The organism is Nodosilinea sp. LEGE 06152, from assembly GCF_015207525.1.
GTDB lineage: Bacteria > Cyanobacteriota > Cyanobacteriia > Phormidesmidales > Phormidesmidaceae > Nodosilinea.
Genome location: NZ_JADEWR010000009.1, coordinates 265,000 through 276,340 on the forward strand (window position 1 = coordinate 265,000; position 11,341 = coordinate 276,340).

Annotated in this window: 13 protein-coding genes; 8 read left to right on the forward strand and 5 right to left on the reverse strand. The window is 55.6% G+C overall.

The annotated features are described in order from the left end of the window. The 7 genes from IQ265_RS14385 (at position 1) to IQ265_RS14415 (ending at position 6,970) form a co-directional block, all read left to right on the forward strand. Positions 1-414 (forward strand): STAS domain-containing protein, encoded by a 414-nt coding sequence (locus IQ265_RS14385; RefSeq protein ID WP_194054748.1) that lies wholly within the window; start codon positions 1-3, stop codon positions 412-414. A gap of 4 nt (positions 415-418) precedes the next feature. After that, positions 419-799, forward strand: a complete 381-nt coding sequence (locus tag IQ265_RS14390) for an anti-sigma regulatory factor (RefSeq protein ID WP_228037890.1) — start codon at positions 419-421, stop codon at positions 797-799. Between the two features lie 14 nt (positions 800-813). Then, a complete protein-coding gene (locus IQ265_RS14395; protein ID WP_194054752.1) occupies positions 814-1,821 on the forward strand; it encodes an ATP-binding SpoIIE family protein phosphatase in 1,008 nt (335 codons plus the stop codon). Further along, positions 1,818-3,947, forward strand: coding sequence for an ATP-binding protein (locus IQ265_RS14400; protein ID WP_194054754.1), 2,130 nt, complete (start codon positions 1,818-1,820; stop codon positions 3,945-3,947). Before IQ265_RS14395 ends, IQ265_RS14400 begins: the two co-directional genes overlap by 4 nt. Before the next feature lie 9 nt (positions 3,948-3,956). Further along, entirely contained in the window at positions 3,957-5,972 is a 2,016-nt protein-coding gene (locus tag IQ265_RS14405; RefSeq protein WP_194054756.1) for a response regulator, read from the forward strand. Between the two features lie 159 nt (positions 5,973-6,131). Beyond that, positions 6,132-6,599: a hypothetical protein gene (locus IQ265_RS14410; RefSeq protein ID WP_194054758.1), complete on the forward strand. Its 468-nt coding sequence runs from the start codon at positions 6,132-6,134 to the stop codon at positions 6,597-6,599. Positions 6,600-6,784: 185 nt separating this feature from the next. Next, a complete protein-coding gene (locus IQ265_RS14415) occupies positions 6,785-6,970 on the forward strand; it encodes a hypothetical protein (RefSeq protein ID WP_194054760.1) in 186 nt (61 codons plus the stop codon). Between the two features lie 36 nt (positions 6,971-7,006). Here the strand turns inward: IQ265_RS14415 and IQ265_RS14420 are convergent, their stop codons facing one another. The 3 genes from IQ265_RS14420 to IQ265_RS14430 form a co-directional block, all read right to left on the reverse strand. After that, the gene (locus IQ265_RS14420; protein ID WP_194054762.1) at positions 7,007-8,194 is read right to left on the reverse strand and encodes a low temperature requirement protein A; all 1,188 of its coding nucleotides are present in this window, start codon (positions 8,192-8,194) and stop codon (positions 7,007-7,009) included. 100 nt (positions 8,195-8,294) lie between these two features. After that, positions 8,295-8,531, reverse strand: coding sequence for a CDGSH iron-sulfur domain-containing protein (locus tag IQ265_RS14425; RefSeq protein ID WP_194054764.1), 237 nt, complete (start codon positions 8,529-8,531; stop codon positions 8,295-8,297). Between the two features lie 134 nt (positions 8,532-8,665). Then, on the reverse strand, positions 8,666-9,367 hold the full coding sequence (locus IQ265_RS14430) for a pirin family protein (RefSeq protein ID WP_194054765.1): 702 nt from the start codon (positions 9,365-9,367) through the stop codon (positions 8,666-8,668). A 254-nt stretch (positions 9,368-9,621) separates the two neighbouring features. Between IQ265_RS14430 and IQ265_RS14435 the strand changes: the two genes are divergently transcribed. Next, the gene (locus IQ265_RS14435; RefSeq protein WP_194054767.1) at positions 9,622-10,500 is read left to right on the forward strand and encodes a LysR family transcriptional regulator; all 879 of its coding nucleotides are present in this window, start codon (positions 9,622-9,624) and stop codon (positions 10,498-10,500) included. A gap of 35 nt (positions 10,501-10,535) precedes the next feature. On the opposite strand, the gene IQ265_RS14440 is transcribed toward IQ265_RS14435, so the two are convergent. Next, a complete protein-coding gene (locus IQ265_RS14440) occupies positions 10,536-10,895 on the reverse strand; it encodes a type II toxin-antitoxin system RelE/ParE family toxin (protein WP_194054769.1) in 360 nt (119 codons plus the stop codon). After that, on the reverse strand, positions 10,885-11,148 hold the full coding sequence (locus IQ265_RS14445) for a hypothetical protein (RefSeq protein ID WP_194054770.1): 264 nt from the start codon (positions 11,146-11,148) through the stop codon (positions 10,885-10,887). The genes IQ265_RS14440 and IQ265_RS14445 overlap by 11 nt, the downstream gene beginning before the upstream one ends. Positions 11,149-11,341 lie beyond the last annotated feature (193 nt).

The window sequence follows — 11,341 nt, forward strand, 5'->3', positions numbered from 1 at the left end:
ATGGAACGGATTCCCATCCTTCAAATGGGCGAATTTTTGCTCGTCACGATTCAGGTCGATATGCACGATCGCCTGGCCATGACACTACAAGATGATCTGACTAATCGTATTAGTCAAACCAACGCAAACGGGGTTTTAATTGACATTTCTGCCCTAGAGATCGTCGATTCTTTTATTGGTAGAATTTTAGGCAATATTGCCAAAATGTCGCGGGTCATGGATGCTGAAACAGTGGTCGTCGGCATGCAGCCTGCTGTCGCCATTACCCTGGTGGAGCTAGGGCTTTCGCTCACCGGCATTCGCACCGCACTGAATGTGGAAAAGGGGATGGCGCTGTTGCGGGCGACGGTGGGTGAACCCGCAACCGAGGCCATTGCGACGGAATGGGACGAAGAGGACGATGCAGAAGATTGAGGAGATGAAAATTCAATCCTCTGCGGACGTGGTTTTGGTGAGGCAAGCCGTGCGCCAGTTTGCCATTGAGGTTGGCTTTGGTTTAGTCGACCAAACCAAAATTGTCACCGCGGCCAGCGAACTCGCTCGCAACACCCTAGATTATGGCGGCGGCGGCACCGTCAAATTAGAAACGCTTCAGGAAGGCGGGCGGCGGGGTCTCAAGCTCACCTTTGACGATCAGGGGCCGGGCATTCCAGATGTTGATATGGCGCTCAAGGATGGCTTTACCACCGGTGGCGGTTTGGGAATGGGGCTGGGGGGGGCAAAACGGTTGGCCAACGAGTTTGAAATTGAGTCTGTAGTAGGAGAGGGAACGCGGGTAATCGTCGTACGCTGGAAGTAATTTGAGGAAACCGATTGAATGAATCTACGGCGATCGCCATCACAGAGCCAAGTCAAACCGGGGAGGCCCGACGGGCCGCTCTGGCCTTAGCCACCCGGCTTGGTTTTGAGGAAACCGAGCGAGGCAAGGTTGGCATTCTGGTGACCGAGGTGGCCAGCAATCTCATTCTGCACGCCGGGGGCGGCGTGATTGTGCTACGGGCGATCGCCCAGGACGACATCCTCGGGATCGAAGTGCTGGGGCTAGATCAAGGTTCTGGCATGATGGAGGTGGAGGAATGCTTGCAAGACGGCTTTTCTACGACCGGTACAGCGGGCAACGGGCTGGGTGCCATTCGCCGCCTCGCCGACTTCTTTGACATTTACTCGCAGCCCAACAAGGGAACTGCACTGCTCGCTCACCTTTGGGCAAAATCCTCCCTCCACTCGCCACCCAAAATCATTGAAGTTGGCGTAGTGGCGTTACCCAAGCTGGGCGAGGAAATCTCTGGAGATGCCTGGGCCTGGGAAGGCGATGATCACCGCAGCCAGTTTCTCGTGGTCGATGGGTTGGGCCACGGCCCGGCGGCGGCCAGCGCGTCATCCGCTGCTATTCGGGTGTTTCACGATTGTCATCACCAATCGCCGCAGCGCATTGTCGAAGCGGCCCACGCGGCATTGCGCAGTACCCGAGGGGCAGCCCTGGCGATCGCCGAAATCAACTTCGAGCAGCAGACCGTTTGCTTTGCGGGCGTTGGCAATATTGCCGCCAGCATTTCTTCGGGAACCGAACACCACAACCTGATGTCCTACAACGGTACGGTGGGGCATGAGGTGCGCAAAATTAAAGAGTTTACCTACCCCTGGTACGTCAACGGGCTGCTGACGATGCACTCCGACGGCATCAGTACCCAGTGGAAGCTCGATCGCTACCCCGGTTTAAGTCAAAAACACCCCAGCCTGATCGCAGGGGTGTTACACCGAGATTTTCATCGGGAGCGTGACGATGTAACCGTATTGGTGGCGAAAGGAACGGGCGCATGACCACCCTTTTCACCCTGCAAGTTCACTACGAGCAGGATGTAGTGCAGGCGCGGCAGCGAACCCGCGAGTTGGCCGAGCAACTCGGGTTTGACGGGCAAGACCAGGCGCGGCTAGCCACAGCGGTTTCAGAAATTGCCCGCAACGCGTTTCAGTACGCCCAGGGTGGAACGGTGCAGTTTGACCTGGCAGAAAACCGCCAAATTTTTCTGATTCAGGTGCAAGATCAGGGCGGGGGCATTCCGCATCTGAGCGATGTTTTAGAGGGTCGCTATGAGTCGTCTACCGGTATGGGGTTAGGCATCACTGGCACGCGCCGACTGATGGATGCCTTTGAGGTGGAGTCGAGCGAGCAGGGAACTACCGTGAGAATCGGCAAAGCTTTACCAAAGCGATCGCCCCTTCTCACCGACCTTCAGCTGCAGCAGATTCGAGATGCCGTCGGGGGGCGATCGCCCCAAAATCCCTACGACGAAATCCAGCGGCAAAACCAGGAATTGCTGCGGGCGATGGCCGAACTCCGCAAGCGCGAAGAAGAGCTAACCCACCTCAACCGTGAGTTAGAAGACACCAACCGAGGCGTGATCGCCCTCTACGCCGAACTAGACGAAAAGGCCAGCTCTCTGCAACAGGCCAACGAGCTAAAAACCCGCTTTCTTTCTAACATGAGCCACGAGTTTCGCACGCCGCTCAACTCGATTTTGAGCCTATCCCGCATGCTGCTGGCCCGCATGGATGGAGATTTGTCTTTAGAGCAAGAAAAGCAGGTGACATTCATTCGAAAAGCGGCCGATGGACTGTCGGAACTCGTCAACGATCTGCTGGACTTGGCCAAGGTAGAAGCCGGCAAAACCGAGGTGCATCCCACCTCCTTTGAGGTGAGCGATCTGTTTGCCACCCTGCGGGGCATGCTGCGTCCGCTGCTGGTTCAGGGCTCCTCGGTATCGCTCGTGTTTGAAGAACCCGACGGCCTGCCGCCGCTCTACAGCGACGAGGGAAAAATTGCTCAAATCCTCAGAAACTTTATCTCAAATGCGCTCAAATTTACCGAGCAGGGAGAGGTGCGAGTTACAGCCGAGCAAATGGGTCAGATGATTCAGCTTTCGGTATCTGACACCGGCATCGGTATCGCCCCAAACGACCAGGAGCGCGTCTTTGAAGACTTTGTGCAAATTGAGTCTCCCCTGCAAAAGCAGGTGACCGGCACAGGGCTAGGATTGCCCATATCCTGCAAGTTGGCCGAGCTTATGGGGGGCAGCGTTTCGGTTCAAAGTGAGCTGGGTCAAGGGTCCACCTTTTCGGTCTGTCTTCCGATCGTTTACCCAAAAGCGACAGAGCTGCCTGATTCCCTGCAACCGATCACCGCCCTAAACCCGGCCCGCTTGCCTGTTCTAGCGATCGAAGACCACACCGAAACGCTATTTATCTACGAGAAACACCTGCAAACGTCCAGATATCAGCTGATCGCTACCCGCACCCTGGCTCAAGCCAGACAGGCCCTACAGCAGCTTCAACCAGCGGCAATCGTGCTAGATATTTTGCTGGAGGGGCAAAACGGCTGGACGTTTTTGCGAGAACTCAAAAGTGATGAAGCCACTCGCCATATTCCTGTGCTGGTGATCACGGTTGTGAATAACGAAAAACAGGCTGTGGCCCTAGGAGCCGATGGTTTCTTAATTAAGCCTGTAGACCAATTGCCCTTGCTCACCAAACTCAATACACTAGTCGGTCAGGGCAAGACTCAAAAACTCTTACTTATTGATGATGATCCGGCTTACCGATATGTGATTAAACAGTTGTTGACGGATATTCCGTTACAGATTCTAGAGGCGGCCAGTGGTCAGGAAGGATTGGCAGTGGCGGAGATTGAACAACCTACAGCCATTCTGCTTGACCTTGAAATGCCTGAGCTGAGCGGTTTTGATACGCTCGATCGGCTGCGTAATAACTCCGTTACTCAGTCCATTCCGGTGATTATCCACTCGTCAACTCGGCTAACTGGAGAAGCCCGGAACCGTTTCGCCCAACAAGGTGTCGCTATCCTTTCTAAGGAGAGAACATCTCAAGCAGCAGCAGCCTCTCACCTCCGAGAAGCACTTGCTAAGGCTGGACTCGTTTTAGATGCTTGAGGATGCACCATGTTTGAGTCCAGCGAAACCATCCTGCATATTGATGATAACGAAGCCAATCGTTACATCGTCAGGCGAATTTTGCAAAATGCAGGGTTTGCCGTTGTAGAAGCGGCAACAGGTTCCGCAGGGCTAGAGGCGATCGCCCACCATCAGCCAGCGCTGGTCATTCTAGACGTAAAGTTGCCCGATCTAAACGGCTTTGAAGTCTGTCGTCAGATCAAGTCTGACCCGCAAACTCGCTTTATTCCGGTGCTGCATCTCTCCGCCAGCTTTGTTAAAAGCCAGGACAAGGCTGAAGGATTAGACAGTGGCGCGGACGGTTATTTAGCCCAGCCCGTTGAACCCATTGAACTGCTGGCAACGGTGCGATCGCTCTTTCGAATTCGCCAGGCGGAGGAGTTAGCGCTTACGTCAGCGCGGGAGTGGCAAACCACCTTTGATGCCATTAACGACAGCGTTTGCCTGCTCGATCAGCAGGGCAAGATTTTGCGCTGTAACCAGGCCATGATGCGGCTTTTTGGTAGACCCGCTAAAGATATGGTGGGGCACGTCCACTATGAGTTGATGAATACCATTTTGGGGGTAGGAGACGGCACCTGCTTTTACTGTGCCAAAGAAACATACCAGCGCCAAATGCTAGAGCTGCAAAGCCAGGGACGCTGGTTTGCCAAAACAATGGACCCAGTTCTCAATGAATTTGGCACCTTTACAGGGGCAGTTTTGACCCTGGTAGACATTACCAATCGCAAGCAAATCGAGGATGAACGCAAGCAGGCAGAGCTGATTCTACAAGAGCGCAACCAACGCCTAGATGCGCTGTATGAAACGACCCGCGAGCAAGCGGATCAACTGCGGCAGGCGAATCGCATCAAAGACGAATTTTTGGCCGTGCTGTCCCATGAATTGCGATCGCCTCTCAACCCCATTCTTGGCTGGGCAAAAATACTGCAAACCAGAAAGCAAGACGCAGCAAAAACGCAGTATGCCCTCGAAACCATTGAGCGAAACGCTAGGCTACAAGCGCAACTCATTGAAGACTTGCTCGATGTTTCCCGTATTCTTCAGGGCAAGCTGAGCTTAAACACCGTTCCAGTTAGTCTACCCTTCACCATTAAGTCTGCGCTTGAAACAGTGCAGCTGGCGGCTGAGGCAAAATCTATCCACATTGAGACCAGCTTTGAACCCAATGTTGGGCAAGTTCTAGGCGATTCTGGCCGCCTGCAGCAGGTCATTTGGAACTTAATCTCCAACGCCGTTAAATTCACGCCCCAGGGTGGCAGTGTGCAGGTGCGGCTAGAGCAAATTGAGGTTGAAGAAGACCACGGTGCCTCTCCGCAAGGCCCCGTTGCCTACGCTCAAATTACGGTCAGTGACACTGGCCAAGGCATCACCGCTAGCTTTTTGCCCTACGTCTTTGACTATTTTCGGCAGGCTGACAGCACCACGACTCGAGCTTTTGGCGGGTTGGGGTTGGGGTTAGCGATCGTCAGTCACCTGGTCGAACTGCACGGCGGCACCGTTCAGGCCGCGAGTTTAGGCGAGGGGCAGGGCTCAACTTTTATCGTGCGGCTTCCTGTTATGGCGGTCTCAAAACGGCATTCCGATCATCCCTCGGCGCGCAATCGCTCAGAGCTGCAGTTGAGTGGATTGCGAGTGCTTTTTGTCGATGATGAGAGAGATTCACGCGAGCTGGTTACTTTTCTGCTAGAACAGCAGGGTGCAAAGGTTACCCAGGTAAAATCGGCAAATGAAGCGTTAGGCCAGCTACAGCAAGCAACGTTTGATTTGCTCATTAGCGATATCGGCATGCCCGATATGGATGGCTATACATTGCTTCGCCACATCAGGGAGCGATCGCCCGACCAGGGCAGAGATATTTTGGCGATCGCCGTTACTGCCTATGCGGGAGAAAACAATCAGCAGCAAGCCTTAGCAGCCGGATTTCAGCACCACATCACCAAACCGATTGAGCCAGAAACGCTGTTGCAAACGGTTTGGACGCTCGTGCAACAACAGGAATAGGGGCTCAGACACCCTGGTTGTGCTGTAAGAAGTGGTAAATGCTTTGGGGAGCTGCTTGCTTCAGTACTAAGAATTATTTCGGTATCAAGGATCACTTCGACCGGGCTGGGCATCTTGGGAAGGAACCCATCCAGGCCGCGCGATCGCGCCTTAGCTGCTATGAATAACGCTTTACTCACCGCCATCCGCGAAGCCGACGGTCGTTACCTGAGCGATCTAGAGCTACGCCCCTTCGACCACATGATGGAGGCCTTTCAAACCCGCGTTGGCCTCTACAGCTACGTTAGAGACCACGGCAAAGAACTGGTGCTCAACGCCCTGCGGCGGCTGATGCAAACCCCCCATCGTCAGGTAGTGCAGGAGCACGCCCAGCAGTGCCAGCGCGACATGCTGTTTACCCTAGAGTACGTTTCTAAGGGCATTTTGCTCAACGACGAAGACGGCTTTATGGAAGAGTATCTGGTCTGGATGCAGAACATTATTCGCTCCTTCAACCGCCAGAGCGCCTGCATTGTGGCCTATCGACTGCTGAAGGAGGAAGTGCGCTCTACAATGCCTGCCGACCAGGGCAACCTGATGGGGCTCTACCTCGACAAGCTAACTGAGGCACTAGATAACGGCATCTAGCGATCGCGGCAGCGGCAGCGGCGGCACCTGTACCCGGCGGTGAGCGAAGGGCTGACGGATGCAGCCCAGGTCAACCGCTCGGGTAACAATTTCTTGCTAACGCCCGCCCAGTTTCCCAGGTCTCCGGTTTGAACTTAGACTAGGGACAGTATTCCGTTACTGATTCCTGTCACCAGTCTCATCCTATGGGAAAGTCACGTCTTAGTCCCAGGCAGCGGTCCTACGAGGCCGATTTGATTAATCGCCTATCGGATAATCATCAGCTTAACCAGGCCCAGCAGCGTATCAGCGGGCTAACCAACCGAGACCGCGATCTGGTTGCCGAGCGCCTCAGCAGCCGCACCCGAGAACGACTGCGACATAGCAGCTAAGCCTGACGTCGAAACGCTGGCCGGCGAAGCCGTTTACTAGGCCTGGGGTTGTTTTGCGACGGGCCTAGGCTTAATCAAGTTAAACACCACTTGTATGCCACAGGCTACCATCAACCAGGCCACCATCCCCAGCGACGGCAGGTTGGTGCCCAAAATAGCGAGCGCGATCGCAAACAGAGCCGACCCCAGGCGATAGGTGCTCAAACTGCGCCTAAACCTTGGCGTGCCCAGGGTGCAGGTCATCCAGTGAATGGCGGCCAAAGCCGACAGCACCAGGGCGATCGCGCTGCAAAACAGCCACAGTTCGGCCTGCTCTGGCGGCGTGGTGGGGCCATTGGCAATCATGTGCTCTAGCCCCACCCCGGCCATGGCAATGCCTGCAGTCAGGGGCAAGTGACAGTAGAGCCAGGATAGGGCGGTGCCCATTTTTCCCGCTCGCATCGATTGCAGGGGCGAGCCGTCTACCGAGTCAAAGTACAGCCACCAGAGGCAAAAGGCGATCGCCAGCCCCAGCACGGCCGTAGTTTCTGCGGCCAGCGTCCAGTCTAAATTGCTCAACCCCCGCACCACCCCAATCACGGCCTCCCCCAGCACGATTATCGTGAACAGCCCCACCCGTTCTGGCACGTGGGTAAAGCTGGGCGGCACCTGCACCACCAGCCGCCCGGCCGTCAGGGGCGTACTCAGGTCAATCAGCAATCCGGCCATCCACAAAACGTAGCGCCAGGGAGCGGGCACAAACACCGACCCCAGCCACAGCAGCACGCTCAGCCCAAACCCTACGGAGTAGTGCCTAACCAGCCCCTCAGTGATGGGGTTGTAGTACCCCGCAATTTGATATTGAAGCACCAGCAACCCGCGAAACGCCGCGTAGCAGAGGGCAAAGCCGATATCACCGCCGCCCAACCCGTGGTGCACATGCACCGCCATCGCCGCCACAATCACCATTTCCATAAAGGCAAACAGGCGATCGAACAAGCCGTCAGCGTCAAACCGGGTGGCGTAAAAGGTGGCCCCCACCCAGCACCACCAGATCGGCACAAAAAATAGCCCAAAGCTCAGTAGCCCAGCCCAGCTCAGGTGCCCGCTCAGGTAGTGGGAGAGCTGGCTAATGGTGGCGACAAACACCAGGTCATAGAACAGCTCTAGCCAGGTAGCCCGGCGATCGCTGTCTTCAGCGTCGTCTTGCCGCAGGGTTGGGGGTTGCCAAATTGCTGGAGGCATCGCGGAGAACGAGAGAACAATAGGCCCCATTCTCTCACCAAAACTGTAGCCCCAGGTGCATCCTACGCTTCACCTGGGGCTACGGGGGTTTCAACGTCGTCTATAGTTTGGTGTGGCTACCATCGCAGAAGGGGGCATTTTGGGTGTACTTGCAGGCGCACAGCGCTACCTGCTTTTTCTCCTCCAGGGTGAATTTCATCGGGACAAACTCGGTACCTGCGTGGGCACCATTGCAGAAGGGCTGGTTGGTTGACTGGCCGCAGGTGCACCAAAAGTAGTCGCCTGCCTCCAGCTCCATCACCACAGGTTTAGTATCGGCAATTACAGGTTCAGCCATCGTTCGCTCCTCGCTTAGGTTATTCCGTAGCACGGGCATGCTGCGAAGGCAGGTATCCCCTGCCTCCGCGAGCCTTAGAAGTAGATAGCTGCGGTTAATGAGTAATTGCTGGATGCACCGCAGCTATCCTCGGCTTAGGCAGCCATATCAAACACCAGCACCTCGGCCTCGTTAGTACCAGTCAGGCTCACGGTGTCGAGGTCGCTGACGGCGGCTCCGTCGCCAGCGGTGAGGTCGTGGCCATTGAGGTTGACGGCTCCTCGGGCCACTTGCACCCAGGCTACCCGGCCCGGAGCTAGGGCATGCTCAACGCGATCGCCCTCAGCCAGCGCGGTGGCGTACAAACTCACATCCTGGTGAATGGTAACGGAGCCATCGCGCCCATCGCGGGAGCCCACCAGGCGCAGCTGCCCCTGCTTGGTTTCCGGTGCGATCGAAATTTGCTCGTAGCCGGGGTCAATGCCCTCGGCCTCAGGCAAAATCCAGATTTGCAGAAAATGCACCGGGTCGCTGTTAGACGCGTTGAACTCGCTGTGGCGAATACCCGTGCCCGCCGACATGCGCTGCACATCGCCAGGGCGAATCACCGACCCCGTGCCGAGGCTGTCTTTGTGCTCCAGCGCCCCGTCGAGCACGTAGGTGACAATTTCCATGTCGCGGTGGCCGTGGGTGCCAAAGCCTTGGCCGGGGGTCACTTTGTCTTCGTTGATCACCCGCAGGCTGGCAAAGCCCATGTGGCTGGGGTCGTAGTAGTTGCCAAAGGAGAATGTGTGACGAGAATCGAGCCAGCCAAAGTTAGCAGCACCGCGATCGCTAGCAGGACGAACCGTAATCATTAGAGACACCTCCTGTGTCAATGGATTGGAAACATCCGAATAAATTAAAGATATACTGAATCCAAATAAACGACAATACCTAATTTTATGGACATATTGTCGTCTTAAAGGAGACAATTGATTTCCCCCTTCAACTCCGCTCAGGGACCGCCTTCGACTCCGCTCAGGGACCGCCTTCGACTCCGCTCAGGGACCGCCACCTACCCGCCTACTCGCCTACTCGCCTACCCGCCCACCCACTCCCCTTCCCCAAGATGGACAAACTCGAAAGCATGCGCGCCTTTACCCAAGTCGTCGAAGCGGGCGGTTTTGCCGCCGCTGCCCGCCGGATGGATCTGTCGCGATCGCAGGTCAACAAGCTGGTGATGAACCTGGAAGATCACCTGCAAACCCAGCTTCTGCACCGCACCACCCGCAAGGTCTCCCCCACCGATGCCGGGCGGGCCTACTACGATCGCTGTCTCGCCATCCTCGCCGACCTCGAAGAAGCGGAGCTGGCCCTGACCCAGCTTCAGCAGGAGCCGCGCGGCAGCCTGCGCATCAACGCGCCAATGACCTTTGGCACCCTGCACCTGGCCCCGCTGGTGGTGGAGTTTATGGCCCAGTACCCCGACTTGCAGGTGGAGCTGGTGCTCAACGATCGCCGCATCGACCCGATTGAGGAAGGCTTCGACATCACCATTCGCATTGCCGCCCAGCCCCCTGGCCCAGGGCTGATTGCCCATACCCTGGCCCATTGCCCCCTGCTGCTGTGTGCGGCCCCCGACTATCTACAGCAGCGCGGCACCCCCACCCATCCAGACGATCTACAGCACCACGCCTGCCTGCACTACGGCCACCGATCGCAGGACAACAGCTGGACTCTGGTAGGCGACGAGCCGCACACCGTCACCATCAACGGGCCGCTGTGCTGCAACAACGGCGAGGTGCTACGAGCCGCTGCGCTGGAGGGGTTAGGCATCGTCATGCTGCCCGACTTTATTGTGGAAAAAGACTTGAAGGAGGGGCGATTGCACCCTATTCTGGCGGCTTACTCACCGCCAGCGATCAATATCTACGCGCTGTACCCAGTAAATCGTCACCTATCGGCCAAGGTGACGCGCCTGGTGGAGTTTTTAGCCGAGAAAGTTTAGTCAGAATGATGGCAGATATCATCAGGTGCGGCGTGTTAACCGTTCAAATCATTTTCAGCCCGATTCAGGATGTCTTGAATCTCGGTGACAGAAATATCTGCACGGTCGGATTTTGAATAGATAGTAATTAGCAAGATCTGCGTTTCAGTTTTTAGATAGTACAGAATGCGATAGCCACCGCTTTTACCCTTTTGAGTATCAGTATTCCTGACTCTGACTTTGAAAACGGTATAGTTCAAATTTGGGATTTTATCGCCTAAAGCTTCACCTGCTTGGAGTCTTTCAATAATAGGCCGAATGTCACGCTGGATTTGACGATAGCGTTTAGCTAGGCGGTGCAGTTCTTTTGCAAAGCGATCAGTGAAATTTACCTGGACAGGGGAATTATTCGGCATCTAAGCCATCCCAAAGCTCGGCGATAGGGCGAGTCTGGCCCATTAGAGCCTGTTGCCAGCCTTCACGAATGCTCTCCATTACCAGTTCTATAGGGTCGTCATCGAGATCATTATCTAAAGTGCTATCAGGTTCCCCTTCTTCTGGGATTAGCACAATAACCCGGACGCGATCGCGATGAATAATGTCAGGAGGGAGATCGATCGCTAGTTGCCCCTGGTCGTTAATGGTGGCGGTAGTTTCAATCGCTTTCATTGTTCAGGCTCCGTACTGATTTTAGCATTGAGGTTTATCTGTTTTCTTGGCCTTCCTTAACTCCATTGCCACTTATCAAATACCTACGGCAATTCCGCGAAAGGCTTCATCTTGCTTGCGCCAAGTCATCGAGGTGCAGCCCACCCTGCCTCCATCTTATTACGGCCGTCCTACGGCCGTAGAATAAGGGTAT

Coding starts and splice junctions, on each gene's coding strand:
- IQ265_RS14390 (WP_228037890.1), top strand. CDS start 419: ATGAAAATTCAATCCTCTGCGGACGTGGTTTTGGTGAGGCAAGCCGTG.
- IQ265_RS14430 (WP_194054765.1), bottom strand. CDS start 9,367: ATGATTACGGTTCGTCCTGCTAGCGATCGCGGTGCTGCTAACTTTGGC.
- IQ265_RS14440 (WP_194054769.1), bottom strand. CDS start 10,895: ATGCCGAATAATTCCCCTGTCCAGGTAAATTTCACTGATCGCTTTGCA.
- IQ265_RS14385 (WP_194054748.1), top strand. CDS start 1: ATGGAACGGATTCCCATCCTTCAAATGGGCGAATTTTTGCTCGTCACG.
- IQ265_RS14445 (WP_194054770.1), bottom strand. CDS start 11,148: ATGAAAGCGATTGAAACTACCGCCACCATTAACGACCAGGGGCAACTA.
- IQ265_RS14405 (WP_194054756.1), top strand. CDS start 3,957: ATGTTTGAGTCCAGCGAAACCATCCTGCATATTGATGATAACGAAGCC.
- IQ265_RS14410 (WP_194054758.1), top strand. CDS start 6,132: ATGAATAACGCTTTACTCACCGCCATCCGCGAAGCCGACGGTCGTTAC.
- IQ265_RS14435 (WP_194054767.1), top strand. CDS start 9,622: ATGGACAAACTCGAAAGCATGCGCGCCTTTACCCAAGTCGTCGAAGCG.
- IQ265_RS14425 (WP_194054764.1), bottom strand. CDS start 8,531: ATGGCTGAACCTGTAATTGCCGATACTAAACCTGTGGTGATGGAGCTG.
- IQ265_RS14420 (WP_194054762.1), bottom strand. CDS start 8,194: ATGCCTCCAGCAATTTGGCAACCCCCAACCCTGCGGCAAGACGACGCT.
- IQ265_RS14415 (WP_194054760.1), top strand. CDS start 6,785: ATGGGAAAGTCACGTCTTAGTCCCAGGCAGCGGTCCTACGAGGCCGAT.
- IQ265_RS14400 (WP_194054754.1), top strand. CDS start 1,818: ATGACCACCCTTTTCACCCTGCAAGTTCACTACGAGCAGGATGTAGTG.